Annotated in this window: 25 protein-coding genes; 7 read left to right on the top strand and 18 right to left on the bottom strand. The window is 68.7% G+C overall.

The genetic code is table 11. The annotated features are described in order from the left end of the window. Position 1: 1 nt before the first annotated feature. From J1C47_RS09665 to sseA, 3 genes are read right to left on the bottom strand one after another with little or no spacing between them, the layout of a single operon-like run. A complete protein-coding gene (locus J1C47_RS09665) occupies positions 2-946 on the bottom strand; it encodes an ornithine cyclodeaminase family protein (protein ID WP_342591958.1) in 945 nt (314 codons plus the stop codon). Further along, entirely contained in the window at positions 943-1,491 is a 549-nt protein-coding gene (locus J1C47_RS09660; RefSeq protein ID WP_207350553.1) for a GNAT family N-acetyltransferase, read from the bottom strand. The genes J1C47_RS09665 and J1C47_RS09660 overlap by 4 nt, the downstream gene beginning before the upstream one ends. A 5-nt stretch (positions 1,492-1,496) precedes the next feature. Then, positions 1,497-2,354: a 3-mercaptopyruvate sulfurtransferase gene (gene sseA / locus J1C47_RS09655; protein ID WP_207350552.1), complete on the bottom strand. Its 858-nt coding sequence runs from the start codon at positions 2,352-2,354 to the stop codon at positions 1,497-1,499. A gap of 235 nt (positions 2,355-2,589) precedes the next feature. On the opposite strand from sseA, the gene J1C47_RS09650 reads away from it, so the two are divergent. Further along, the gene (locus tag J1C47_RS09650) at positions 2,590-2,802 is read left to right on the top strand and encodes a hypothetical protein (RefSeq protein WP_207350551.1); all 213 of its coding nucleotides are present in this window, start codon (positions 2,590-2,592) and stop codon (positions 2,800-2,802) included. Next, positions 2,795-3,091 carry a hypothetical protein gene (locus J1C47_RS09645; protein ID WP_207350550.1) on the top strand — a complete coding sequence of 99 codons (297 nt, stop codon included), beginning with the start codon at positions 2,795-2,797 and terminating at the stop codon, positions 3,089-3,091. Before J1C47_RS09650 ends, J1C47_RS09645 begins: the two co-directional genes overlap by 8 nt. A 43-nt stretch (positions 3,092-3,134) precedes the next feature. Here the strand turns inward: J1C47_RS09645 and J1C47_RS09640 are convergent, their stop codons facing one another. From J1C47_RS09640 to glpK, 3 genes are all read right to left on the bottom strand, one after another. Further along, entirely contained in the window at positions 3,135-3,866 is a 732-nt protein-coding gene (locus J1C47_RS09640) for an alanyl-tRNA editing protein (protein WP_207350549.1), read from the bottom strand. Continuing rightward, positions 3,863-4,906, bottom strand: coding sequence for a cysteine synthase A (locus J1C47_RS09635; RefSeq protein WP_207350548.1), 1,044 nt, complete (start codon positions 4,904-4,906; stop codon positions 3,863-3,865). Before J1C47_RS09635 ends, J1C47_RS09640 begins: the two co-directional genes overlap by 4 nt. Before the next feature lie 156 nt (positions 4,907-5,062). Next, positions 5,063-6,550 (bottom strand): glycerol kinase GlpK, encoded by a 1,488-nt coding sequence (gene glpK, locus J1C47_RS09630; RefSeq protein ID WP_207350547.1) that lies wholly within the window; start codon positions 6,548-6,550, stop codon positions 5,063-5,065. Positions 6,551-6,698: 148 nt separating this feature from the next. Here glpK and J1C47_RS09625 point away from each other — a divergent pair, with 148 nt between their 5' ends. Continuing rightward, positions 6,699-7,649 carry a DUF1186 domain-containing protein gene (locus J1C47_RS09625; protein ID WP_207350546.1) on the top strand — a complete coding sequence of 317 codons (951 nt, stop codon included), beginning with the start codon at positions 6,699-6,701 and terminating at the stop codon, positions 7,647-7,649. 122 nt (positions 7,650-7,771) lie between these two features. On the opposite strand, the gene J1C47_RS09620 is transcribed toward J1C47_RS09625, so the two are convergent. The 3 genes from J1C47_RS09620 to J1C47_RS09610 all read right to left on the bottom strand — a co-directional run bounded on the left by J1C47_RS09620 (position 7,772) and on the right by J1C47_RS09610 (position 10,249). Beyond that, on the bottom strand, positions 7,772-8,575 hold the full coding sequence (locus tag J1C47_RS09620; protein WP_207350545.1) for a DeoR/GlpR family DNA-binding transcription regulator: 804 nt from the start codon (positions 8,573-8,575) through the stop codon (positions 7,772-7,774). A gap of 27 nt (positions 8,576-8,602) precedes the next feature. Continuing rightward, complete coding sequence (locus J1C47_RS09615) at positions 8,603-8,818, bottom strand: hypothetical protein (protein ID WP_207350544.1); 216 nt, start codon at positions 8,816-8,818, stop codon at positions 8,603-8,605. Positions 8,819-8,974: 156 nt separating this feature from the next. Continuing rightward, entirely contained in the window at positions 8,975-10,249 is a 1,275-nt protein-coding gene (locus J1C47_RS09610) for an MATE family efflux transporter (protein WP_245396480.1), read from the bottom strand. A 315-nt stretch (positions 10,250-10,564) separates the two neighbouring features. On the opposite strand from J1C47_RS09610, the gene J1C47_RS09605 reads away from it, so the two are divergent. Both J1C47_RS09605 and J1C47_RS09600 read left to right on the top strand, forming a co-directional pair. Further along, on the top strand, positions 10,565-11,467 hold the full coding sequence (locus tag J1C47_RS09605) for a histone deacetylase family protein (RefSeq protein WP_207350542.1): 903 nt from the start codon (positions 10,565-10,567) through the stop codon (positions 11,465-11,467). Positions 11,468-12,002: 535 nt separating this feature from the next. After that, positions 12,003-13,067 (top strand): hypothetical protein, encoded by a 1,065-nt coding sequence (locus J1C47_RS09600; protein WP_207350541.1) that lies wholly within the window; start codon positions 12,003-12,005, stop codon positions 13,065-13,067. Between the two features lie 178 nt (positions 13,068-13,245). Here J1C47_RS09600 and J1C47_RS09595 read toward each other — a convergent pair whose 3' ends face one another. The 8 genes from J1C47_RS09595 to groES all read right to left on the bottom strand — a co-directional run bounded on the left by J1C47_RS09595 (position 13,246) and on the right by groES (position 22,884). Beyond that, positions 13,246-15,648 (bottom strand): hypothetical protein, encoded by a 2,403-nt coding sequence (locus tag J1C47_RS09595; protein ID WP_207350540.1) that lies wholly within the window; start codon positions 15,646-15,648, stop codon positions 13,246-13,248. Between the two features lie 308 nt (positions 15,649-15,956). Then, positions 15,957-16,646 (bottom strand): Isoquinoline 1-oxidoreductase subunit, encoded by a 690-nt coding sequence (locus J1C47_RS09590; RefSeq protein ID WP_207350539.1) that lies wholly within the window; start codon positions 16,644-16,646, stop codon positions 15,957-15,959. A 192-nt stretch (positions 16,647-16,838) separates the two neighbouring features. After that, positions 16,839-18,995 carry a xanthine dehydrogenase family protein molybdopterin-binding subunit gene (locus tag J1C47_RS09585; RefSeq protein WP_207350538.1) on the bottom strand — a complete coding sequence of 719 codons (2,157 nt, stop codon included), beginning with the start codon at positions 18,993-18,995 and terminating at the stop codon, positions 16,839-16,841. Between the two features lie 3 nt (positions 18,996-18,998). Next, on the bottom strand, positions 18,999-19,457 hold the full coding sequence (locus tag J1C47_RS09580; RefSeq protein ID WP_207350537.1) for a 2Fe-2S iron-sulfur cluster-binding protein: 459 nt from the start codon (positions 19,455-19,457) through the stop codon (positions 18,999-19,001). Between the two features lie 286 nt (positions 19,458-19,743). Then, positions 19,744-19,932: a CsbD family protein gene (locus J1C47_RS09575; RefSeq protein WP_207350536.1), complete on the bottom strand. Its 189-nt coding sequence runs from the start codon at positions 19,930-19,932 to the stop codon at positions 19,744-19,746. A gap of 144 nt (positions 19,933-20,076) precedes the next feature. Beyond that, positions 20,077-20,631, bottom strand: a complete 555-nt coding sequence (locus J1C47_RS09570; RefSeq protein WP_281065500.1) for a DUF805 domain-containing protein — start codon at positions 20,629-20,631, stop codon at positions 20,077-20,079. A gap of 224 nt (positions 20,632-20,855) precedes the next feature. Further along, positions 20,856-22,499 (bottom strand): chaperonin GroEL, encoded by a 1,644-nt coding sequence (gene groL / locus J1C47_RS09565; RefSeq protein WP_207350534.1) that lies wholly within the window; start codon positions 22,497-22,499, stop codon positions 20,856-20,858. Positions 22,500-22,587: 88 nt separating this feature from the next. Beyond that, complete coding sequence (groES, locus tag J1C47_RS09560; protein WP_207350533.1) at positions 22,588-22,884, bottom strand: co-chaperone GroES; 297 nt, start codon at positions 22,882-22,884, stop codon at positions 22,588-22,590. 337 nt (positions 22,885-23,221) lie between these two features. Between groES and J1C47_RS09555 the strand changes: the two genes are divergently transcribed. After that, positions 23,222-24,079, top strand: coding sequence for a TIGR01459 family HAD-type hydrolase (locus J1C47_RS09555; RefSeq protein WP_207350532.1), 858 nt, complete (start codon positions 23,222-23,224; stop codon positions 24,077-24,079). Next, positions 24,076-25,059, top strand: coding sequence for a bifunctional riboflavin kinase/FAD synthetase (locus J1C47_RS09550; protein ID WP_207350531.1), 984 nt, complete (start codon positions 24,076-24,078; stop codon positions 25,057-25,059). The genes J1C47_RS09555 and J1C47_RS09550 overlap by 4 nt, the downstream gene beginning before the upstream one ends. Before the next feature lie 40 nt (positions 25,060-25,099). Here the strand turns inward: J1C47_RS09550 and J1C47_RS09545 are convergent, their stop codons facing one another. After that, positions 25,100-25,381, bottom strand: coding sequence for a hypothetical protein (locus J1C47_RS09545; protein WP_207350530.1), 282 nt, complete (start codon positions 25,379-25,381; stop codon positions 25,100-25,102). Positions 25,382-25,386 lie beyond the last annotated feature (5 nt).

Raw genomic sequence — 25,386 nt, 5'->3', positions numbered from 1 at the left:
TTTATGCGAGGCGGCGCGCGATCAGCTCCGCCACCATCAGGTCGAGATGGGCGCCGCCGCCGTTCTTGAAGACGGTGATCGCCTCGGGTCCGCTGCGGCCCGCCCGGCCGGCGACGAGGTCGTAGAGGTCGCCGCGAATGTCCGCCTCGCCGATCGTGCCGGCGCGAAGCGGGATCTCGATCTCGCCGATGTGGCCGATGGTGGTCTTGCGCGAATCGACGAAGATCTCGCCCCGCTCAAGGAGCGCGTCGTCGGCCTCGCGCATCGTCGGCGTGAAGGCGCCGATCAGGTCGACATGGGTGCCCGGCGAGAGCCACGCGCCGCGAAGGAACGGCTCGGACGCCATGGTGGCGGTCGCGACGATGTCGGCGGCGGCAGCCGCCTCGGCAAGGTCCGCGGCGACGCGGACGTCGATCCCTGACCCTTTCAGCGACGCCGCGAGCTCCTCGGCCCGTGCGCTCGTGCGGTTCCAGACGAGGATCGTCGTGATCGAGGCGAACACCGCCGGATAGGCCTCGGCGAGCTGCCCGGCGACGGTGCCTGCGCCGCAGACGAGCAGCGTTTTGGGTTCCGGACGTGCGAGGAGGCTCGCCCCGAGGAGGGAATCGCCGACCGTCTTCCATTTGGTGACGAGCGGGCCGTCGATCACCGCGCGCGGCGCCCCGCTCTGAGGATCGAAGAGGAGGACGCTGCCCTGCACCGACGGCCGCGGCGGCTCGGCGCGGGGATTGTCCGGAAACACCGTCACCGACTTCAGCGCGATGCCGAGGCCGTCGATCCAGGCGGCGCGGCTGAGGAGCTTGTTCTCGCCTCTGCCGATCAACAGGTCGCCGATCTCGGGCGCTGCGGCCCTGTGCCCTTCCGCGAGTGCGTCGACGACGCTCCGCCAGGAGAGCAGCCGGTCCGCCTCGTCGAAGCCGACGATCCTCAGGGGATCGCCCGTCACCGGACCGCCCTAACGGGTTCGAGGAAGGATTCGATCGCCGGCGTCTCGACGTCGCGCAGGGCGTAGGGGCGGAAGCCGTGCTTCTGGTAGAGGGCCAACGCCGCCGGGTGGTCGAGCGTGTTGGTTTCGATGCTCACCCGCTCCGGCCGCAGCGAGAAGGCCGCGAAGATCGCGCGCGACAGCATCACATGGGCGAGCCCGCGGCCGCGATAGTCCGGCAGGATGCCGAAATGGACGATCCTGACCTCCTGCGCCGCCCGCCGGACGTCGAGCTCGAACCAGCCGGCACGCCGGGCGTCGACGGTCATGACGTAGATCTTGGTGTCGCGGTCGTGGATCTCGCGCCGCAGCCGTTCGTCGGACATCAGCCGCGAGGTCCAGTGATGGGCCTCGCCGACCTTGCGGTAGAGCGTCCGGTACTCGGCGAGCGGCATCCTCGCGACCTCGGCGACGGCGACGCTGCCCGCCTGGGGCGGCACCGGCACGAGGCCTTGCGGGCACGCCGTCATTTCGAGGCTGGTGACGCGGGTTCGAAGCAGACGCATGGCAGTCAGGTCTTGGCGCCCCGGCCGGTCTCGACCGGCGTGTCTTCGGCCGAGCCCCACTCGGTCCACGAGCCGTCGTAGAGCCGCGACGACCGGTTGCCGAGGGTTTCGAGCGCGAGGCTGACGACGGCGGCGGTGACGCCCGAGCCGCAGCTCGTCACCGAGGGCCGGTCGGGATCGATGCCGGCTTCGGCGAACGTCTTGCGCAGCGCCTCGGCGGATTTCAGCCGGCCGTTCTCGGTGAGTTCGAGGAACGGCATGTTCCGGGCGCCGGGCATGTGGCCGGCCCTGACGCCGGGGCGCGGCTCGGGCGCCTCGCCGGCGAAGCGGTCGGCGGGGCGGGCGTCGAGAACCTGCAGCGACCCCGCGGCGACGATCTCGCGCATCTCGGGCAGAAGCACGGCGGCCTCGGCGTCGGAATGCGGGGTGAATGTCGCGGGTGAGGGCGCGCCGGCGCCGGTCTCGACCGGCAGGGCGGCGGCCTGCCAAGCAGGGAAGCCGCCGTCGAGGACCCGCACGTCCTTGGCTCCGAAGGCGCGGAACATCCACCAGACGCGCGGCGCGGAAAATAGCCCGATGCCGTCGTAGACGACGATCGTGTCGGTGTCGGAAACGCCGAGTGCCCCGACCTTTTCGGCAAAGACTTCCGGCGAAGGCAGGGTGTGCGGCAGGCTGGAGGCAGGATCGACGACCGCGTCCTGGTCGAAGAATACCGCGCCCGGCACGTGGCCGGTCTCGTATTCGGCCTTGGCGAAGCGGTTCTGGGCCGGCAGATACCAGGAGGCGTCGACGATCGAGACGCCGTCGCGGCCGAGAACGGCGGCGAGATCGCGGGGGGAGATAAGGAAGGGGTTCTGGGTCATGACGTCTTGCTAAGTGGTCGCTCGGAACGCCGGTGGAAGGCCATTCGATCCGTTCTCGTCAGACGAGGGGCCGCCCAAGGCTTTGAGCAACGGATTGCGTGGGCTTTCCGGATCGCCCATCTGGGGAGGAATTAGGTGCGCGAATATTTTCGCCAACGGCCGACGGCGTGTTGCCATTTCAACGTGTGCCGGTAAGCTCGTCTGCGAGGTGGTTGTGATATCCGACGAATCGAAGATGCATCGTCTGCGGAGGCTCGAATATACCGGCAGCCGGCTCGCGGCCAACGCCGGTGCCGTCGCTCTTGCTGCAGGCGCGGCCGCCACCGCGGCGACCGGGACGCTCGGGGCCGGGGTGCTGGCGACGATCGCCGGCGGGGTGATCGGCTACCTCCTTCTGAACCAGATTCCAAAGACCGGTCAGACCGACGGCATGAAGCCGCGTGAGTAAGTACAGTTCGGTCCCGCTTTTCCTTTCGGTCGTCTATTTTTTCATCCTCCTGTTTTTCGACCATTCGACCCGGCCATCGGGAACGGCATACCTCGCCGATGTCCTCGACCTCTTCAACGCAGCGACGATTGCCGGGCTTTTCGTTCTGCTTGCCAAGCATGAGAAGTCGGACGCCAAGACGTTCGGTGACGAGGTTCGGGCAAACATGTCGACCCTTCTGATCGCTCTCCTGATCAATTTCCTGCTGTCGGCCACGACCGTCTTCAGACAGATCTCGGATCTGTTCTGACGTCGATTTCTCTCGGCTCCCCCTGTGCCGACGATGTAAGGCGCTACCCCGGCATCGGTCCGAACCGGATCCGGAACCGCCGGTTCTCCCTGCCCTTCTTCTCGATCTTGCCGATGTGGATATCGCCGACTTCCTGGGTCTCCGAGACATGCGTGCCGCCGCAGGGCTGGGTGTCGACCGCGCCGTCCTCGCCGATCGAGACGAGGCGGATGCGGCCCGCGCCGCGCGGCGGGCGGACGTTTGCGGATTTGACGAGGCCGGGATTGGCGTCGAGCTCGGCGTCGGTGATCCAGCGGGTGAACACCGGGTGGTTGGCGGAAACGATCGCCATCATCCTCTCCGTCACCTCGGCCTTGTCGGCGGAAGCCTCGGCAAGGTCGAAGTCGACGCGGCTCTCCTCCTCGCCGACCGAGGCGCCGGTGATCGGATAGGGCAGGACGACCGAGAGGATGTGGCAGGCCGTATGCATGCGCATCAGCCTGTAGCGCCGCTTCCAGTCGATGTGGAGGACGAGCGCCTCGCCGACGGCCGGGGCGGGTTGGCCTTCGGCGGGCAGATGCACGATCTCGTCCTTGGTCTCGCCGGTGATCGTGCCGGCGATCCTGATCACCAAGCCGTCCGAGCGTTCGAAATGCCCGGTGTCGCCCGGCTGGCCGCCGGACGTCGCATAGAAGACGGTGCGGTCGAGCAAAATGCCGCCGTCGTCGCGGATCCCGGCGACCTTTGCTTCGACGGTCGAGAGATAGGCGTCCTCGCGAAACAGCGCGGCGGTCATGCCACCGGCTCGAACGGCACGTCGAATTCCGGCCTGCGGCCGATCCAGCCCGGCACCGGCAGGTTCTTCTCGCGCAGGAAGGTGGGGTTGAACATCTTCGACTGATAGCGGTTGCCGTAGTCGCAGAGCACCGTCACGATGGTGTGGCCGGGGCCGAGTTGCTTCGCCATGCGGATCGCGCCGGCGATGTTGATGCCCGACGAGCCGCCGAGGCAGAGGCCCTCTTCCTCGACGAGGGCAAAGACGATCTTCAAAGCTTCTTCGTCCGGGATCTGATAGGCGAAGTCCGGCGCGAAGCCCTCGAGATTGGCGGTGATCCGCCCCTGGCCGATGCCCTCGGTGATCGACGAGCCCTCGGATTTCAGTTCGCCATGGGCGTAATATTCGTAAAGGGCCGCGCCCATCGGATCGGCGATGCCGATCTTGACGCGGCCGGAATGGCGCTTCAGCCCCATCGCGGTTCCGGCCAGCGTGCCGCCGGTGCCGACGGCACAGATGAAGCCGTCGATCTCGCCGTCGGTCTGGTGCCAGATTTCCTCGGCGGTGGTGACGACGTGGCCGTCGCGGTTGGCGACGTTGTCGAACTGGTTGGCCCAGATCGCCCCGGCCGGATGGCTCTTCGCCAGCTGCGCGGCGAGCCGGCCCGAGAGCTTCACGTAGTTGTTGGGGTTCCTGTAGGGGACGGCCGGGACCTCGATCAGCTCGGCCCCCATCAGCCGCAGCGCGTCCTTCTTCTCTTCGCTCTGGGTCTCGGGAATGACGATGACGGTCTGGTAGCCGAGCGCCTTGGCGACGAGGGACAGGCCGATGCCGGTGTTTCCCGCCGTCCCCTCGACGATCAGGCCGCCGGGCTCGAGCAGGCCCTTCTCCTCGGCATCGCGGATGATGAACAGGCCGGCCCGGTCCTTCACCGACTGCCCGGGATTGAGGAACTCCGCCTTGCCGTAGATCTCGCAGCCGGTCTCCTCCGAGGCACGGGCGAGCCGGATCAGCGGCGTGTTGCCGATGGCGTCGAGAACGGAATTGAGGCGTTGGGTCATCGGATCGAGGTCGCGCTGCAGGGGAGGGATGTCGCCACGGGAAGTTATGGGCCGGTGGCGGGGATGGCAAGGATTCGGCCGGCCTGTTTCGCATGGCCGGCCGATCGGGCGGAAGGGCCTCGGGCGCCCCCCCGAGGATCTTTTCCGGGCGAGCCGTCAGAGGGTCAGGGTCCGCTTCACGGCGTCGGCCCAGCCGCTCAGCTTGCGCCCCCTCGTCACGGCGTCCATCTGCGGCGTGAAGCGGCGCTCCAGCCGCCAGCGTGCGGCGAACCCCTCCATGCCCGGCCATACGCCGGCCTTCTGGCCGGCGAGCCAGGCGGCACCCAGCGCCGTGGTCTCCAGGACGACCGGCCGGTCCACCGGCGCGTCGAGGAGATCGGCGAGGCACTGCATCGTCCAGTCGGAAGCGACCATGCCGCCGTCGACGCGCAGCACCGTGTCGGCCGCCGCCGGCCAGTCCTTCTTCATCGCCGCGAGAAGATCGGCGGTCTGGTAACAGACGGCCTCGAGCGCCGCCCGGGCGAATTCGTCCGGCCCGGTGTTGCGGGTCAGCCCGAAGACCGCGCCGCGCGCCTCGGCGTCCCAATGCGGTGCGCCGAGCCCGACGAATGCCGGCACCAGATAGACGTCCTGGTCGCGATCGGCCCGTGCCGCCATCGGCCCGGTGACGTCGGCCTTCTCGATCAGCTTCAGCCCGTCGCGCAGCCACTGAACGGCGGCGCCGGCGATGAAGATCGAGCCTTCGAGGGCGAAGGTGGTCTTGCCCGAGAGCCGGTAGCCGATCGTCGTCAGCAGCCGGTTGTTCGAGGCGACCCGCTCGGCGCCGGTGTTGAGGACGGCAAAGCAGCCGGTGCCGTAGGTGGACTTCAGCATGCCCGGCGCGAAACAGGCCTGGCCGAGGGTCGCGGCATGCTGGTCGCCTGCGATGCCGCGGATGGCGATCGGCGCGCCGAAGAGCGCGGCGTCCGTCGTGCCGAAATCGGCGTCGCAGTCCATCACCTCGGGCATCAGCGCCCGCGGCACGTTCATGAGGGCGAGGAGTTCGTCGTCCCAGTCGTTGGCGGAAATGTCGAAGAGCAGCGTGCGCGAGGCGTTGGTCGCGTCGGTGGCGTGCAGCCGGCCGCCGGTCAGCCGGAAGAGCAGGAAGGAGTCGATCGTGCCGAAGGCGAGCCTGCCCGCCTCTGCGGCCTGACGGGCCCCGTCCACGTGGTCGAGCAGCCAGGCGATCTTGGTGCCGGAAAAATACGGGTCGACGATCAGCCCGGTCTTCTCGGTGATCCGGGGTTCGGCGCCGTCGGCAACCAGCCGGTGGCAGACATCGGCGGTGCGCCGGTCCTGCCAGACGATGGCGTGATGGATCGGCCGGCCGCTCTCCCTGTCCCAGAGCACCACCGTCTCGCGCTGGTTGGTGATGCCGATCGCCGCGATGTCGGAGGCCGCGAGCGAGGCGTCGGCGAGGGCGCCGCGGACGGTGCCGACGACGCTCGTCCAGATCTCGTCCGGGTCGTGCTCGACCCAGCCGGGCCGGGGAAAGATCTGCCGAAATTCCTGCTGGGCGACGCCCTTGATGCGGAATGCGTCGTCGAAGACGATCGCCCGCGTCGAGGTCGTGCCCTGGTCGATGGCGAGAACGTAGCCCGACATGTTACTCCTCCTCTGACGAATCGCTGCCGGCCCGCCGCGCCGACGGCCTGCCGGAATGGCATGCGGCGGCACCTCGGATCGCGAGCCGGGACGACCGGTGTCTCGCAAAGCCGCCGGGCTGGCAATGCCGGACAGGAAGGCGCCGATGATGTCTGATCTTCAAGACGAACCCGGACCCAAGCTCCTCGAGGAACTCGCCTTCCACATCGATTCGCCGCCCTATGGGGCGATCGCCGAGGCGCGTCGGCGACGCGAGGAAATGGTCCCGGCCTTCCTTGCCCGAATCGAGCGGGCCGCGGCGGCGAGCGACGAAGATGAATGGTTGGACCGGCGCGCGCCGCTCTTCAACATGGTGCATCTTCTCGCCGAGTGGGGCGAGATGGCCGCCTGGCTGCCCCTGCTCAGGCTCTTCGCCGCGCGGCCCAGAAGCTTCGAGGACATCTTCGGCGACGACACGATGGTCGCCAGAGCGGTCATGCTGTCGCTCTTCGACGGCGAGCTCGCGCCGCTCGAGGCCCTGATCCTCGACGAGCGGCAGGCGGAGTTCGACCGTTGGATCTTCATCGAGATCCTCGGCCGCCTCGCGACGCAGGGCCGGACCGATCGCGGCCGGGTCGAGGATTTCGTCCGCAGCCTCGACGAAAGGCTGACGCCGCGTCGCGATTATGCGGCCTGGGACGGATGGATGACCACCGTCGCGGCCCTCGGCCTTGCCGACATGCGCGAGAGCGTTGCGCGGGCGATCGCTGAGGAGCGGATCACTGACGTCGGCGTCACCATCGAGGACTTCGACAAGGATATCGCCCACGCGCAGGCCCATCCGGACGCGCCCTGGCCATCCTTCACCTCGTTCCCGGAGCTTCAGCGGCTGGAAGACGTCTTGAATGCCTATGCAGACATCGCGCGGAAGAGCCGGCGATACGAGCGCAAGCGGCGCGCTGAAGGCCATGTCGACATGGCGTCGCTCGGCGGCGTGTTCGGCGAACGCGGACCGGCCGTCAACCCGCGTCGCGACGTCGGTCGCAACGACCCCTGTCCGTGCGGCAGCGGCAAGAAGTTCAAGAAGTGCTGTCTCGGCAAGGCAGCGGCGTTCACATGACCTGTCTTCGTCGGTGCCGCCGGGCCGCAAGCCCGTCGGCACCGGCAGGAGGGCGGCGGGGCATGTCCCGAAGACCGCCTCCGCCGCCGGTCGCCGCAGCCGTCGCTTTCGCCCGGCGCGCGTCACGCTGCCGCGTGCCCCGGATCGTCTGCCGGCCTCGCGCCTCCGGCCGGCCCGGCCTCGACCAGCCGCACCTCCGCGGCCCGGCAGACCTCACGGATCGCCGGCGGCGCGGCGTCGGTGACGAAGGTCTGGACCTGCTTCAGATGGCCGATCCGCACCGGGGCGGTGCGTTCGAACTTCGAGGAATCGGCGGCGAGGACGACGTGCCGGGCATTGCCGATGATCGCCTGGGCGACGCGGACCTCGCGATAGTCGAAATCGAGCAGCGAGCCGTCGAGATCGATCGCCGAGGCGCCGATCACCGCGAAGTCGACCTTGAACTGCCGGATGAAGTCGACCGCCGCCTCGCCGACGATGCCGCCGTCGGAGCGGCGCACGACGCCGCCGGCAATGACCACCTCGACCTCCGGATAGGGGCGCATGGCGGTGGCGACGTTGATGTTGTTGGTGATGACCATCAGGCCGGAGTGGCGCAGCAGCTGATGGGCCGCCGCCTCGGTCGTCGTCCCGATGTTGATGAACAGCGAGGCCTGGTTTGGGATCAGGTCGGCGACGGCCCGGCCGATCGCCGCCTTTTCGTCGGCGGCGATCATCCGCCGCGCGTCGTAGCCGACATTCTCGACCCCCGACGACAGGATGGCGCCGCCATGGACGCGGGTGAGCATGCGGGCGTCGCAGAGCTCGTTGAGGTCCTTGCGGATCGTCTGCACCGAGACTTCGAACCGGCCCGCCAGCTCTTCGACGAGAACCCGGCCGGATCGCTTGGCGCTTTCCAGGATCAGCAGCTGGCGCTCGGAGAGCATGGCGTTTCCCCTTCGTTTTTTGCCGGATCATGGGCGAGACGAAAGGAAATCGCAACGAACGAAAGAGCGGCGGCGGTCATCGACGACCGCCGCCGCAATTCGCAACGACGACACGCCCCGGCCGTCGCCGCTTCCCGGCCGCGCTTCCGGCCGGATTTTCACCCGCCGGACCGGCTGGGTGGCCACCACGTTGATCTTAAAACTATTTTCGAAATACGAAGCAGGTGAAAAAGTCTCGAACAATACTATTTTTTATATAGAGTTTTTAAGATAAATCCCAAGATGAGGCATGTTGACGCATCGGCATGTCCGTCGCGCCATCTTCGGCCGCCAGCGCCGCCTTTGCGCCCCCGTCAGCCTTCAGGCAGTCGCTTCCGCTCCCCAGCCGGGCGGCAAGCGTCATCGCGGCGGAGCGGCGAAGACGCGGTCGCGCTGAGGCCCCAGCGCCGCGAGCAGCGTAAGGCCCCGCAGGCCGATGAAGACGTCGAAGCCGAGCCACAGGCCGGCATTGCCGAAGGCCGGCGTCAGCCCGTAGCCCAGAGCGGCGAAGGCGAGCAGCGACAGGACCATCATGTCGCGCATCGTCCGCGACCACGTCGCGCCGATGTAGATGCCGTCCATGACGAAGGCGAGGGCGCCGACGAGGGGCGTCGCCGCGGCAAAGGGCAGGTAGAGCCGGGCCGCCACCCGCACGCCGGGCTCCGTCGTCAGGAGATCGACGAGCATGCCGCCGGCAAGGAGGACGATCGCCGCCAGGACGGCGCCGATGACGCAGCCCCACAGGCTGGTCAGCGAGACGACCCTGTCGAAGGCGGTGCGGGCCCTGGCGCCGACGGCCAGGCCGGCGAGCTGCTCGCTCGCCGTCGCGACGCCGTCGAGGAAGTAGGAGCCGGTCATGAAGAGCGTCATCAGGAGCCCGTTCGCCGCGAGCGTCACCGGGCCGAGACCGGCACCGATGCGGGTGAACAGCGTGAAGGCGGCGAGCAGGCAGAAGGAGCGGATCATGATGTCGCGGTTGACCCCGAGCATCTCCAGGAACCGCCGGCGCTCGAAGATTTCAGCGTGTGAGGGCAGGCGGCCGCCGGAAAGTCCGCCGGCAAGGACCGCGAGGCCGGCGAGGCAGCCGGCGGCCTCGCCGCAGACCGTGCCGAGGGCGACGCCCTCGATGCCCCAGCCGAACCCCAGGCCGAACAGGATGGACAGGGCGATGTTCGTGCCGTTGAGGAGGATCTGCAGGGCGAGCGCGAGACCGCTGCGACCCCGGCCGAGCACCGAGCCGAGGATGACGTAGTTGACGAGCGCGAAGGGCGCCGAGAACATCCGGACGAAGACGTAGGTGGACGCAGCCTCTGCGACGCGCGGCCCCGGCGCGACGGCAAGGAGGCCGAGCGCCATCACCAGCGGCTCGAGGAGGACGAGCAGCAGCGAGATGACCAGCGCGAGGAGGCCGGCCCGGATCAGCACCGCCTCGATCTCGCGCTTGGCGCCGGCGCCCAGCGCCTGTGCGGTCAGCCCGGTGGTGCCGGCGCGCAGGAAGTTGCAGAGGGCGAAGACGAAGTCGAAGATCAGCGTTCCGACGACGAGCCCGCCGAGCGTCTCGGCATCGGCGATGCGGCCGACGACGGCGATGTCGGTCATGCCGAGGAGCGGCGTCGTCAGGAAGGCGAGCGTCATCGGCAGGGTGATCTCGAACACCCGCCGGTGGCTGATTTCGATGGGATCGGCGACGGCATCGGGCGCCGGGCCTGGCCGTCTTGTCGTCACGCGTGCTCTTCTCCGGCGAGGTCCGCGGCACCGAACCGTCCGGCTGGCCGATTCGCGGCGGGCGGCGGCTGCGATGCATTCTCGTGCTGGTGGCATCCGCCCGCCGCTGCAGCAAGGGCGGACGGGGGCACTTTCGTGTCGGGCCGTCCCGCACCCGGCCCCGCGCGGCAAACAGCCGGCCGTTTCGCCTGGCGCGGGAGCGGCGGCTCCTATCTATGCCGGGACATGAGCGTTCCGATCATCCATCATCCTGCCTTCGACGCGAATTTCGACGCCCGTCACCGCTTCCCGATGTCGAAGTTCACCCGCCTCGCCGAAATCCTCGTCGAGGACGGGGTGGTCGGCCCGGCGGGCTTCCACGTTCCGGCCCCGGCGCTGCCCGCCTGGCTGCGGCTCGCCCACGATCCGCGCTACGTCGACCAGGTGCTCTTCCACGCGGTGCCCGCGGCGGTCGAAAGGGCGATCGGCTTTCCGGTCGACGAGCGGGTGGCGATGCGCTCGCGCTGTGCGACGGGGGGCACGATGCTCGCGGCGCGGCTTGCCCTCGGCGAGGGCCTCGCCTGCAACACCGCCGGTGGCAGCCATCACGCGGGCCGTGCGGGCGGCGCCGGCTTTTCCGTGTTCAACGACGTCGCGGTCGCCGCGTCGGTGCTGCTGGCCGACGGCGACGTGGCGAGCGTCCTCGTCGTCGACTGCGACGTCCACCAGGGCGACGGCACGGCCCGCATCTTCGCCGCCGAGCCGCGGGTCTTCACCCTCTCGATCCATGCCGAGCGCAACTATCCGCCGGAAAAGGCGCGCTCCGACCTCGACGTCCCGCTCGCCGACGGCACGGCGGACGCCGACTATCTGGCGGTGCTCGGCGAGGCGCTGGCGTTCGGTTGCGCCGCGGCTTCTCCCGACATCGTCTTCTACAATGCCGGCGTCGATCCGCATCGCGACGACAGGCTCGGCCGTCTCGCGCTCAGCGACGAGGGACTCGCCGAACGCGATCGCCGGGTCATCGGCTTCTTCCGCGAGCGGCAGATCGCCGTCGCGGCGGTGATCGGCGGCGGCTATTCCCGCGACATCGACGCCTTGGCGCGGCGCCACAGCATCCTCCACCGGGTCGCCGCGGAGTTCGCCTGAGCCGCGGCGTTTCGAGGCCGAAGGGGTGGAGCGGACGCGCGGCGCGACGAGATGCCGCGGCAGGGCGCGCCGCACGTCCGGCCCGGGGCCGCCGGCACCGTCCGATCGGCCGCCGATCCGTCAGCATGGCTGCCGCGATGGGCGGGTTGCATGAACGTCTTCGGACAATTGAGCTTTTCGACGCGTCGCCGGTTGTCTCTACGCTCGCTCCAAACTAGCTTTGAAGACGAAGGTCTCGATCCTCGGGAGGTCGCGTGTGTGGTCCAGGGCAGGGCGGCTGATTCTCCTCCTCGCAGGGGCTGCCGTGGCGATCGTGCTTCGCCGCGCCGGACCTCCGCGTGAGGACCGGAACGCCAGCCCGAAGGGCCAGGCACCGGCGGACGGGGATCGCCGCAGCGCCGTGCTGGCCGAGCGGGTCTCGCGGATCGCCGGCCGGGAGGCGTCGATCGCCACGCCGGGAGGGCCTGCGGGCGAGGGAGGAGCCGGATCTGCCATGAACCAGAGCGACGACGGGACAAGGACCGGGACAGGAACGATGAGCGCGAACGATGCCAAGGTGGGCGTGACCGCGGAGGAGCTCGAAGCCGACCATCCGGTGAGCGCCTCGAAGGAATGCCAGGAGCGGCTGGAGGGCCGCAAGCACGCGCCCCCGATGCGCGGGGTCGCCGATCCGCTGGAGGAAAAGCACAAGGCCGGTGCCTTCGACCGCGATTTCCGGACGCTGGACTATTCGCATCTTTCCGAGGACGAGGCGGCGCGCGAGCGCGAGCGGCTGCGCCGCAAGCGCGATTCTTCCTGGAAGCCGGCGACGCGGGAAGCCGCGAAGGCCCCGGGCGAGCCGGTCCCGACCGCGCATTTCGCGACGTTCGGCGGCAGCATGGTCTCGGCCGAGGTGATCCGCGGCAAGAGCGGCGAACGGGTGATCGACATGATGCCGACCCTCGCGCCGGGCACGGCCCCGGCCGAAAAGGCGCCGGAAAAGCCGAAGACGATCCATGCCGAGCGCCGCGCCAAGCTCGCCTTCTCCAATCCCGACGGACCGACGCCGCCGCAGGAAAAGCGCCGCCTGCCGCCGGACCCGCTTGCCGAGAAGCACAAGGCCGAAAAGTTCGACAACGACTTCCGGACGCTGAACTATCGCCGCCTGACCGAGAAGGCGGAGAGGTCGCAGGGCAGCGGGCCGGCGATCGAGCCGGACGGGATCCTCGGCAAGGAGAGCCTCGTCGACGATGCCGCCCCGGAAGGCGAAAGCGGCTCGGAACAAAGGGCCGCCTTCCGCACCCTGGGCGCCCAGGCTCCGGTCGAGACCGTCGCGGCCGGCACGGCGTCGGAAGCGCCGGCGGGAAGGCAGGATGTGAGCGCCAGCGCGCCGCAGGGCCTGCCGGCGCCGCGCCACGGCAATCCTGACGACCTCACGCGCATCGAGGGTATCGGAACGGCGATCGAGAAGCTGCTCTTCGACCGCGGCATCTATCATTTCGACCAGATCGCGGGTCTGACGCCCGGCGAGACCGTCTGGGTCGAGCAGGAGCTCGGCTTTCCGGGCAGAATCGGCGACGAGCGCTGGGTCGAACAGGCGCGCCGGCTGGTCGAGGGCTGAGGCTGGCGGACGGGGCAAAGCGCCGAGTTCGGGCGCCGGTCGAATCGACCGGCGCCCGAGCCTTCAAATAATTTCCGGTGGGAGACGGTCGGGCTCGCCGAAACCCGGACGGTCTGCCGCACAGCAGGCGCCGCCGGGACGGCCGTGAGCGCGCTGAATCAGCCGCAGTCCAGCAATCTCAGGGACGAATCGCTTCGATATTGACCAGTTCGACCGCCCCGAAGCCGACCTCGCCGTTCTCGCTCGACCAGCCGGTCGGCAGGTCGTTCATCGTGATGTCCTTGCAGAGCAGCTTCTCGCGCATGTTCCTGCCGGCGTCGGGGTAGTCGGCCGGCTGCACCGAGAATGCCGCCTGCGCCCTGGCGCCGCTGCGGGGCGCCATCAGCGTCGCATAGACCTGTCGCGCCACCCGGTTGCCGAGGACGATCCCGTCGTCGGCGTCGTCGATCCAGTGGACGCCCATCCAGATCCGGCTGTCGGCGTTTTCCCGCTCGGCACAGTCCAGCGTCATCGGCCTCGGCGCGCAGAACTTTGCCGGCGTCACCTTGTCGCGCCGGCTGCCGCCGGGTCCGGCGGCGCAGCGGACGTAGTTGAAGACGTCCTTGCTGTAGCCGTTGAACTCGTCGGACTTGAAGGTGAATTCCATCTTCGGCGAGACGAACTGGCGCAGGACGCCGAAGAGCGCGCCGCCGAAGGCCGCATGGCCGGAAACATAGGCCGGGAAGGGCGGCGTGATGTTGAAGGGCGCATCGGAATTGGTGACCTGCGCACCCGCGGGGAACCATTTCGTCTGGCTCGCCGCGCCCCGCGGAAGCAGGAACCTGTCCTGCTCCGTCCGTGCGGCGGGCGTCGGCACCGGCGCGCCGGCGACCTCCTGGACGGGATAGGGCACGCCGGTCTCGACCTGCGCGTTCTGCGGCGCGGCGAAGGACTCGATGGGCGACTGCCCGCCCGCCTGGCCGGGGTCGAGGGCGCCCGTCGTTCCCGCGCCGGCGGGCTCGAACCCGGCCACCGCCTCGTTGCGGGAATCGAGCGCCTGCACGGCGCGGATATAGGTGACGGGACGCGGGAACTGGAAATAGAACTTGGCGTCCCAGGCGGCGATCGCGGCATCCGCCATGGCGAAGTTGACGAGGGCGAGGAAGCGCGCCACGTCGGCCGTGCTGTTGGTGTCGATCCGCTCGCGGCCGACGAGTTCCGGGGCGGCGCCCGTCCTCTGCAGGTCGCGGATCCGCGCCAAGACCTTCAGGGCGATCTGGTTGTAGAGCCGCGGCGGCGCGCAGAGATAGGCGGTGCCGTCATAGGCCCAGTACTGCGCCAGGAAGAGGCGATCGAGCTTCGGCGCGCCGGGCGTCCCGGCGCCGGTTCCGTCGAAGCGCGGATCGGTGCCCCACTTCGCCACGGCATTGTAGGACTTCAGCTTGCGGGCGGCGTCGACGATCTGCTGGGCGGTGCCGCCGACCGGCAGGACGACCCGCGGCGCGTCCGCCTCGGAGGGACGGAACTGGTAGTTGGATTTGAGCGCGAACGGCTTCACATGCATCCAGTTGCCGCCGAGCGCGGTGCTGATCTTGGAGACCGGATCCTGCAGCCACTGGACGAAGACGCGGTTCGGCGCGTCCGGCCGGAAACGGTAGTCGAAAGTGGCGTCGAGCTCCGGCTCCTCCAGCCGGGCATTGTCGCCCTCGCGTTCGGCCTTGATCGTGCCGGCGATCTCGCGGCCGATCGCCACGCCGTCCTCGCGGGCCTGCTTGAGCAGGTCGAGGTCGGGGTCGTTATCGCCTTCGATCGCCTTGAGCGAACACTGGTAATAGACGTGCAGGCTGAGCGCCGGCGCCAGATCGGAGCAGAGCGCGTCGGAAAAGCTGGTGCGCGCGGACTCCGTCGAAAACCAGGACAGCTGCGAGAGGCCCGGCGCCGCGGTGTGAAGCGTCGCCTGCCGCAGATTGGGATAGAGCAGCCCGAGCGTCAGATAGGCCGCCTCCGTCATCGCCGCCGCCTCGCGCGCCCGCAGGAACTTCTCCTTCTGCGGTCCGGTCAGGCCCGGCGGCACGGAGAGATCGAAGGAGGGGGGCGTGTGCAGGGTGGTGGCGTAGGGGGTGCCGTTCAACGCGTTCGCGACTTCGAACAGCGCCTGATGGACCATCGCGAGCGCCCGCGACGAGCGTGCCGGCCCCACCTGCTGATGCATGATCCCCGGGCCGGTCGGCGCGTGATCGACGGCCGTCGTGTCCAGCGCGACGAGGTGCCAGAGATAGAGATAGGTCAGCGTATCGCCACGGAGCCTCAGGAGTCGGAGAAGGGCGGTGGAATTGGTCAGCGTCTGATCGGTGACATCGGCCTTCCCGATCGCCGCCGAGAGCACGTCGGTCGCGGTGCCCATGCTCTCGTCCCAGCGGCGTTCGCTGGTGATGCGAGCCTCCTCGGCCTGCGCGTCGGTGGTCGTGGCGGGTGAAGTGCCGAAGACTCGGTAGAAGTCGTGCTGGCTGAGCGGGCGCAGCGGGTGATCCCGTTCCTGCGCCACCGCGGCACCGGAGACAAACCACAAGGCAGCGCAGAACGCCACACTCGTCTTGAGCATGGAAGCCTCCCCGACAATGCGATCAGATGGAATGTATCGGAGCCAGAATTACCATGGGGAAACAGGCGCCTCAATCTGATGACGGGCGCGCAAAGGCCGCGTGCGGCGATCAAATATTCGTCAGCTGAAGAAACGGCGGTATGCGAACGTCTAAATACACGCGGATCCGGCGCAACCTGAAGTAAAGGCCGCCGGGCGGCGCTCGAGGTGCCGGTTCGATCTGCAGTGCGGTTGTGCGGGGCAGCCGGCGGCAGCCAGCCGCCGGAAGCCCGATCCCGGCGAGCCGCGGGGGGGGGGGGGGCGGCGCGTCAGCCGTCGGGACAATGCGCGCCGGTGGCGGCCCAGGCCTTGTAGAGTTCGCCGAACTGCTTCTGGGTGCCGGGCACCGCCTCGCGGCCCCTGCCGGGATGCCAGCCCCAGCCGACAAGCTCGTCGTTCGCCATGTGGTCGACGAGCTCGGCGAGGGTCTTGCCGCCGTTGCGGTCCTCGTCCTTGATCTGGCGGCAGATGTCGCCGAGGGTCCGGCCCTGCCATGCCATCTCGATCGGTGCGAGCCGCCATTTCGGATTGCCGGGAATGGACTTGATGTCCTCGCTCTGGGCGACGACGTTGACGTTCTTCGGTCCGTGGCAGGTGTTGCACATCATGCCGGGAACGCCGAAATCGGCCTCGCCGCGCCGGACCGGAGGCTGGTGGAGGTGCTGGTCCATGCCCTGCAGCGGCCGGTCTCCCGCCGGGTGGCAGTTGACGCAGCGCGGGTGCAGCAGCACCTTGCCGGTCTCCTGGAAGATCGCGACCGACCGCTCGGTCTCGTCGGCGATGTTGTCGAAGGCCGAGACCGGCTTCAACGTCTTCTGGTCGTCCTGGCCCTTGTCCGGCAGGGCCGGCGTCGACGGCGCGGGCGCCTCGGGCGCCCGGTCCTGGGCGAGGCCGAGGCCCGGCAGGGCGAGCAGGGCGGCGAATGCGAAGGCCTGGAGGAGCCGGTCTTGTCTCTGCATCTTGATCCTGGCGTCTGGCGCGGCCCGGAAAGGTGTCCGCCGTTCTGCTGATGGTCCGATCCCGGCATCCGGTTCCGTCTCGTGGAAGCCGCCTGGCCCATGCCGGGATCGAAAGCCCACCAGCCGAGTTCGTGATCTTCGTGGAGCGGCCGGCGAGCCGCCCGGCTGCTTGTGGCAGAGGCGGAACCCGCCTCAGGCCACGAGCCCGCTCGTCAGCGGCAGCCTCTGCACCGGCTGTCCGGTCAGGCGCCGCCAGGCATTGGCGACGGCCGGCCCGATCGGCGGCACGCCCGGCTCCCCGACGCCGGTCGGCGCCTCGCTCGATGGAACGATCGCCACCTCGACGTCCGGCATCTCGTTGATCCGCAGCGAGCGGTAGTCGTCGAAGTTCGACTGCACCACGGCGCCGCCTTCGCCGAGATCGATCGCGTCGAACAGGATCGCCCCGAGCCCGTAGCCGATGCCGCCCTCCATCTGGGCGCGGATGATGTTCGGATTGACCGCCACGCCGCAGTCGACCGCGCACCAGACCTTGTGAACCTTCGGCAGTCCGCCCTCGGCGATCGACACCTCGGCGATCTCGGCGACATAGGTGTTGAAGCTCTTGTGGACGGCGACGCCGCGCTGCCGCCCCTCGGAAAGCGGCGCGCCCCAGTCGGCGATTTCGGCGACCTTCTTCAGAACGCCGACGTGACGGGGCGAATCCTTGAGCAGCGCCAGCCGGCCTTCGACGGGGTCGCGGCCGGCACGGTCGAGCAGCCGGTCGAGGAAGGTCTCGACGGCGAAGGCCGTGTGGGTATGGCCGACCGAGCGCCACCACAGGACCGGCACGCCGAGCTTCGGCTGGTGGGCGAGGACGCGCAGGTTCGGGATGGCATAGGGCATGTCGGCCGTGCCCTCGACGGTCGTGTCGTCGAGCCCGTCCTTGCCCATGATCGACTGGCCGACGATGGTGTGGTCCCAGCCGGTGATGTTGCCGTCCTTGTCGACCGCGCCCCGGATCGAGTGGAGGTAGATCGGGCGGTAGAAGCCGCCGCGGATGTCGTCCTCGCGGGTCCACATGTGCTTGACCGGGCGCTTCATGCCCGACGCCTTGAACACCGCCGCGGCCTCGCGCATGTAGGGCGAGCCGAACTGAGCGCGGCGCCCGAAGGAGCCGCCGGCGAGCTGGACGTTGATCCGGACCTTTGCGGGATCGACGCCGCAGACCTCGGCGATCGCCGCCTTGTCCTGGCCGGGGAACTGCGAGCCGTTGTAGCAGTCGATCGCGCCGTCCTCGGCGGTCATCAGGACGGCGTCGAGCGGCTCCATCGGCGCATGGGCGAGGAAGGGAAAGACGATCTCGGCGGCCATCGAGGTGATGCCTTCCGCCGACAGCGCCTGGCCGACGTCGCCGCGCTTCGCCGCCTCGAAGGCGTCGCCCTGCATCGCCGCGCGATAGTCTTCGTAGATCTGCGGGCTCGAGCGGGTCTCGGCCGCCGAGAGGTCCCAGTCGATCTTCAGCGCCGCCCGGCCCTTCAGCGCCGCGAAGGTGTTCTCGGCATAGACCGCGACGCCCTGCGGCACCTTCTTGACGTCGACGACGCCCGGCACCCGCCGCGCCTCGCCGTCGTCGAAGTTCTTCACCGTCGCGCCGAAATGCGCCGGATGGGCGACCATCGCGACCAGCATGTCGTCGGCGAGGACGTCGAGGGTGAAGACCGCCGTGCCGTCGGTCTTCCCGTCGGTGTCGAGCCGGTGCCGGTCCGTGCCGATCAGCTTGAAGTCCTTGGGGTCCTTCAGCTTCACCTCCGACGGCGGCTCGATCTTGGCCGCCTTGTCGGCGAATTCCCCGAAGCCGGCCTCCTTGCCGGCGCCGGCATGGCGGATGCGGCCGGCCGAAACCGCGATCTCCTCCGCCGCAACGCCCCATTCGGCCGCTGCGGCGGCGACGAGCATCGCCCGCGCCGTCGCGCCGGCCTTGCGCAGCTGCTCGTAGGAATTGGCGATCGAGGTCGAGCCGCCCGTGCCCTGCAGGCCGAAGGCGAGGTTCTTGTAGAGCTCGTCGTCGGCGGGAGCCGCGGCGACGCGCATCTGGCTCCAGTCCGCGTCGAGTTCCTCTGCGACGATCGTGGTGAGGCCGGTATAGGGCCCCTGGCCCATTTCGAGATGCTTGGAGAGCACCGTCACGGTGCCGTCCGGCGCGACGCGGACGAAGGCGTTGAGGTCGGCATTGCGGCCGGGGGCGCCCTGCGGCGCGCCCTTGATGAGTGCGGCGCGGGCACCGCGGCCGACCAGCGTCATGCCGATCACGAGGCCGCCGCCGGCAAGGAAGGCGCGCCGGGTCGGGCGAAGGTTCTGGATGCCCATGGCTCAGCCCTCCAGCGTCTTGGCGGCGTCGTGGATCGCCTGCCGGATGCGCTTGTAGGTGGCGCATCGGCAGATGTTGCCGGTCATCGCGCCGTCGATGTCGTCGTCGTTCGGCGCCGGACTGAGCTGCAGCAGCGCGACGGCCGACATGATCTGCCCGGACTGGCAGTAGCCGCATTGCGGCACGTCGATGGCGCGCCACGCCGCCTGCACGGCGTCGGCCTCACTGCCCTCGAGCCCCTCGATGGTGGTGACGCTCGAGCCTTCGAGCGTCGAGATCGGGGTGATGCAGGACCGCCGCGTCATGCCGTCGACATGCACGGTGCAGGCGCCGCACTGGGCGATGCCGCAGCCGTATTTCGTGCCGGTCAGCCGCTCGCCGTCGCGCACCACCCACAGGAGCGGGGTGTCGGGATCGCCGTCGAACGTCGTTTCCCGGCCATTCAGGGTGAAGGTGACCACGATCGCCTCCTCGTCGCCGATTGAGGGCCTGCTGCCGCGCGGCCACAAGGGCGGGTCCCGCGCCGGGACGGCCCAGTTTCGATTGGCTCCAAACTAACCGTTTGGCCGCCGACGGCAAGTGAGCGATCGGGGTCGCGGCGTATCGTCGGTTCCGGCATGTGCGGCCCCCGCCGCAACCGGGCCCAAAGTGTCGGATGGGGCGAAAGGCGGCCACCGTGCCGCAAAACGCGAAACGGCCGCCCAGCGGGGCGGCCGTTCGTCTGCGACTGCGGTTCAGACGGCAGGATCAATGCCGGCTGGTCTGGTCCTTCACCGCGTCCTTGATCTTGCCGTAGTTCTTCTGGGTCTTGCCCTCGACCTGGTCCACCTTGCCCTTGGCTTCCATCTCGTGGTCGCCCATGGCCTTGCCGGCGGCTTCCTTGACCTTTCCGCCCATCTCCTTGGCGGCACCCTTGACTTCGTTCTTGTCGACCATTGTCGTTGCTCCGATGGGGTCGTTCCTTTTCGGACGACCGATGCCCCATAAACGGCGATGACCGGCGAAACGTTCCTGCCTAAACAGGGGCTTGTCACCTCATGGAACATGGACGCCGTAGCGCGACGCGCCGGCTGCGCCGGCTCAGGAGGCTGAGAGGCCGCGGCGGCCGAAGCCCGGCTGCCGGCCGTCAACGGCGGCGCCGACCAGGGCGTATGCTTTCGTCGGCGCCGGAGCTGCGCGCTGCGGCGTCATACGATCACCGGCCCAGGCCTGCTGCTCCGTGCGGGGCTTCATCTCTTGAACCGTCGAAAGTTTCGGCTCGTCAAAGGCCGCCATCGCCTCGTCGAGATGGCCGTAGCCGAAGCTCGCCGGTACGCCGAAGCGATTCGTCCCCGGCGTCCCGGCTTTGAAGCCGCAGAGGCCGAGGAGGACGAAACTCCCCAAGGGGACGAAAGTGAGGAGAGCGAAGAAGCCGGACAGGTCGAGGTCGTGCAGCCGTGTGACCGTCGTCGCCCAGGAGATCCACGCGTTGAGGGCAACAAAGAAAAGTCCGGCAAGTGTCAGGGCAGTTCCATGACCACCGCCGCCGGCGGCGATCAGTCCGACGCCGCACAGGATCAGCGCGATGCTGGTCGCAAACGCCATCCAGTAGGTCGTGCGACCGATGCGGCCGTGGAAGCTGAGAAGTCGTGGCATGGAACATTTCCCCAATGACGCAGCGGAATGATGCGCGGCAAACCATCAGGAATTGATTGACGGCGGTGACGGTAATTGAGGTTTTCGGTGAACGCTGCGGAAAACGTGGCGCCGACTGGATCGGTTCTGCGATTGTCGGATGCAAAAAGGGGCGGCCCAACGAAGGGCCACCCCTGAACAAGCGGATCTGATCCAACAGGAATTCAGTGAAGCCTGACGGCTTCTTAGAAGTCCATGCCGCCCATGCCGCCCATGCCGCCGCCCGGCATCGCCGGTGCGCCCGAGTCCTTCTTCGGAGCCTCGGAGATCATCGCCTCGGTGGTGACGAGGAGACCCGCGACCGAAGCCGCGTCCTGCAGCGCCGAGCGCACGACCTTGACCGGATCGACGATGCCCATCTGGATCATGTCGCCATACTCGCCCGACTGGGCGTTGTAGCCGAAGGAGAGCGACTCGTTCTCGAGGATCTTGCCGACGACGATCGAGCCTTCAGCACCGGCGTTGATCACGATCTGGCGCAGCGGAGCCTGGAGCGCGCGGCGGACGATGTTGATGCCGGCGTCCTGATCCGGGTTCGCACCCTTGATGTCGAGAGCGTTGGACGCGCGCAGGAGCGCGACGCCGCCACCGGCCACAATGCCTTCTTCCACGGCCGCGCGGGTCGCGTTGAGGGCGTCGTCGACGCGGTCCTTCTTCTCCTTCACCTCGACCTCAGTCGCACCGCCGACGCGGATCACCGCGACGCCGCCTGCGAGCTTGGCGAGACGCTCCTGGAGCTTCTCACGGTCGTAGTCGGAAGTGGTCTCTTCGATCTGGGCCTTGATCTGACCGACGCGGGCCTTGATCTGCTCGCTCTCGCCGGCACCATCGACGATGGTGGTGTTCTCCTTGGTGATGGAGACCTTCTTGGCGCGGCCGAGCATGTCGAGGGTGACGTTCTCGAGCTTGATGCCGACGTCCTCGGAAATGACCGTGCCGCCGGTGAGGATCGCGATGTCCTCGAGCATGGCCTTGCGGCGATCACCGAAGCCCGGAGCCTTGACGGCGGCGATCTTCAGGCCGCCACGCAGCTTGTTGACGACGAGCGTGGCCAGAGCCTCGCCCTCGACGTCCTCAGCGATGATGATCAGGGGCTTGGACGACTGGACGACGGCTTCCAGAACCGGCAGCATGGCCTGAAGGTTCGAAAGCTTCTTCTCGTGGAGAAGGATGTAAGCGTCGTCGAGCTCGGCGACCATCTTCTCGGCGTTGGTCACGAAGTACGGCGACAGATAGCCACGGTCGAACTGCATGCCTTCGACGACTTCGAGCTCGGTCTCGGCGGTCTTGGCTTCCTCGACGGTGATGACGCCCTCGTTGCCGACCTTCTGCATGGCGGCGGCGATCATCTCGCCGATTTCCTTCTCGCCATTGGCGGAAATCGTGCCGACCTGGGCGACCTCGTCCGAGGTGTCGATCGAGCGGGCGGCGGTGCCGAGCGCGTCGACGACCTTGAGGACGGCCGCGTCGATGCCGCGCTTGACGTCCATCGGGTTCATGCCGGCGGCAACCGCCTTGGCGCCTTCCTTGACGATCGACTGGGCGAGAACGGTCGCCGTGGTCGTGCCGTCACCGGCCTTGTCGTTGGTCTTCGAGGCCACTTCGCGCACCATCTGGGCGCCCATGTTCTCGAACTTGTCCTCGAGCTCGATCTCCTTGGCGACGGAGACGCCGTCCTTGGTGATGCGCGGGGCGCCGAAGGACTTGTCGATGACGACGTTGCGGCCCTTCGGGCCGAGCGTGACCTTCACGGCATCGGCGAGAATGTCGACGCCGCGCAGCATGCGCTCACGGGCGTCGCGGCCGAACTTTACCTCTTTGGCTGCCATATCCGATTTCTCCTTGGCGCGCGCGTCGGGGCGCCGCGCCTATCGTTCGATTTGCAGATCGGGGAATGCGAAACTGGTCGGGGCCGCCTCAGGCGACGACACCCATGATGTCGGACTCCTTCATGATCAGGAGCTCCTCACCGTTGAGCTTGACCTCGGTGCCGGACCACTTGCCGAACAGCACGCGGTCGCCGGCCTTGACGTCCAGCGGAACGACCTTGCCGGATTCGTCGCGGGCGCCGGTGCCGACGGCGACGATCTCGCCTTCCTGGGGCTTTTCCTTCGCCGTGTCCGGGATGATGATGCCGCCAGCGGTCTTCTCCTCGGACTGCACGCGGCGCACCACGACGCGATCATGCAGGGGACGGAAGTTCACAGCTGCCATGTTCGTATGAACCCTTTGTTGGACGGTGGGGCCGAAGCTTCGCAAGCCTCCGGCCGAAATCTTGTTAGCACTCTCCTTGATGGAGTGCCAACGCCGGCGAGATAGTGTCTGTCGGATCGGGGAGTCAAGGAGCGGCGGCAAATTTTTCGGCGCTTTGGCGGTGCGGTCCGTCGCCGGATCCGGGGATCCGAACCGCGGCTCGCCGCGCGTCCGCAACGGCTTTGCAAGGTCCCGTGCGCTCCGCCGCGATCCGGCGGCTGCTTGACCGCTTGCGCCCCCATCTCTATCGCCTCGGGTCGAGATTCAAGCCCGCAACCCCGATTTTCCGGACCGAAGAATGCAGGACCGCGCCACCATCGTCCCCCGCCGGATCGACCGTCTCGCCGAAATTGCTGCCGGCTACGACGCGGTCCTCTGCGACATCTGGGGCGTCGTCCACAACGGCCTCGAAAAGCACGCGGCGGCCGAACGGGCGCTTTCCGCGGCGCGCGACGGCGGCGCGACCGTCGTGCTGATCACCAACGCCCCGCGCCGGGCCGAGGGCGTCGTCGCGCAGCTCGACAGTTTCGGCTTCGCACGAAGCGCCTATGACGCGATCGTCACCTCCGGCGACGTGACGCGGGCGCTGATCGAACGGGCGACGCCGCCCTTCTTCCACATCGGTCCCGAGCGCGACGTCGACCTCTTTGGGGGGATCTCGGCCGAGCGCGTCGACGATCCCGCCGCGGCGCGGACGGTGGTCGCCACCGGCCTCTTCGACGACGAGACCGAGACGCCGGAGGACTATCGCGAGCTTCTGTCCGGCTTCCGCGGCAACGGCCTGCCGATGGTCTGCGCCAACCCCGACATCGTCGTCCATCGCGGCGAGAAGCTGATCTATTGCGCCGGCGCGATCGCCAGGGCTTACGAGGAAGAGGGCGGCGCGGTGGCGATGGCGGGCAAGCCCTATCCGCCGATCTACGCCGAGGCCCTGCGGCTCGCCGGCGTCGGGGAGGGCGCGCGGATCCTCGCGGTCGGCGACGGGCTCGCGACCGACATCCGCGGCGCCAACGACGCCGGGCTCGACGTCCTCTTGATCACCGGCGGCATCCACGGCCAGGACTTCGGCGACACGCCGGAAGATCCGCAGGCCGTCGGCGGCGTGCTGGCGGAAAAGGGCCTTTCGGCGAACTACTTCATGGCGGCGCTCGGATGAGCAGCGGCCGCAGCATCGCAAGACTGTCCGCCGGAACGGTCTCGGCGGGGCTGCGCGGCGGTGTCGTCGCCATCGGCAATTTCGACGGCGTGCATCGCGGCCACCAGGCGGTGCTCGGCACCGCCCGGGAGATCGCGGAGGCGGAGGAAAGGCCGCTGATCTGCCTGACCTTCGAGCCGCATCCGCGCAGCGTCTTCGATCCGCAGCATCCGGTGCCGCGGCTCACCCCGGCGCCGGTGCGGGCAAGGCTGCTTTCGGCGCTCGGCTTCGACGCGGTGGTCGAGCAGGGCTTCGACCGGGCCTTCGCGGGGATCGAGCCGGACGACTTCGTCAGATCCGTCCTCGTCGACTGTCTCGGGGCCGCGCACGTCGTCGCCGGCTTCGACTTCCATTACGGCCGCAAGCGCGCCGGGACGCCCCAAACGCTGGTCGCCGCCGGCGAGCGGCATGGCTTCGGCGCGACGCTGGTGCCGGCGAGGACGGATGCGGGCGGCGCGACCATCTCGTCGAGCCGCATCCGCGCACTGCTCGGCGAGGGTGACGTCGCCGGCGCCGCGGCGCTCCTCGGCTATCGCTGGACGATCGAAGGCACGGTGCAGCGGGGCGCGCAGCTCGGCCGCACCCTCGGCTATCCGACGGCGAACGTCACGCTTCAGCCGGAGACCATGCTGAGCTTCGGCATCTATGCGGTCCGGCTTCGCCGCGCCGACGGCTCGCTCCACGACGGCGTCGCGAGCTACGGCCGCCGCCCGACCTTCGACGACGGCGCGGCGCTGTTCGAGACCTTCCTGTTCGACTTTTCCGGCGATCTCTACGGCGACACGATCGCCGTCTCGATCTTCGAGCGCCTGCGCGGCGAGAAGAAGTTCGACAGCGTCGAGGCGCTGATCGCCCAGATGGACCGCGACAGTGCCGAGGCCAGGGCCGCGCTCGCCGGCGCCGCGCCGCTCGGCGACCTCGACCGGCGGATGGCCTTCTGACCTGCCGAAGCTTCGGTCACGGCGCCTTGCACCCTTCCGCTCAGCGATGCCGGCCGGCGGATGGCCTTGCGGGGCGGCGCTGCCGGACGTCGTCGTCCGGCGTCGCCTGGCCGGTCATCAGCGCGATGCCGATCTGGACGCTCGAAAAGGTCAGGCCGAGGAAATAGACCGATAGCGCCGCGGCGATGAGGCCGATGTCGGACTGGCGGATCACCGTGCCGAAGCCGGCCGTGTCGGTCACCACCATCGCCGCGACGAGCATCGCCGCGGCCGAAAAGCCGATCAGCGCGTTGCGCAGGAGAAAGCGCAGGAGGGCCGGCATGGCGA

The sequence above is a fragment of the Jiella sonneratiae genome, from assembly GCF_017353515.1.
GTDB lineage: Bacteria > Pseudomonadota > Alphaproteobacteria > Rhizobiales > Rhizobiaceae > Jiella > Jiella sonneratiae.
Note: the sequence above shows the minus strand (reverse complement) of the source record. Positions and strands in the feature narration are given on the sequence as shown.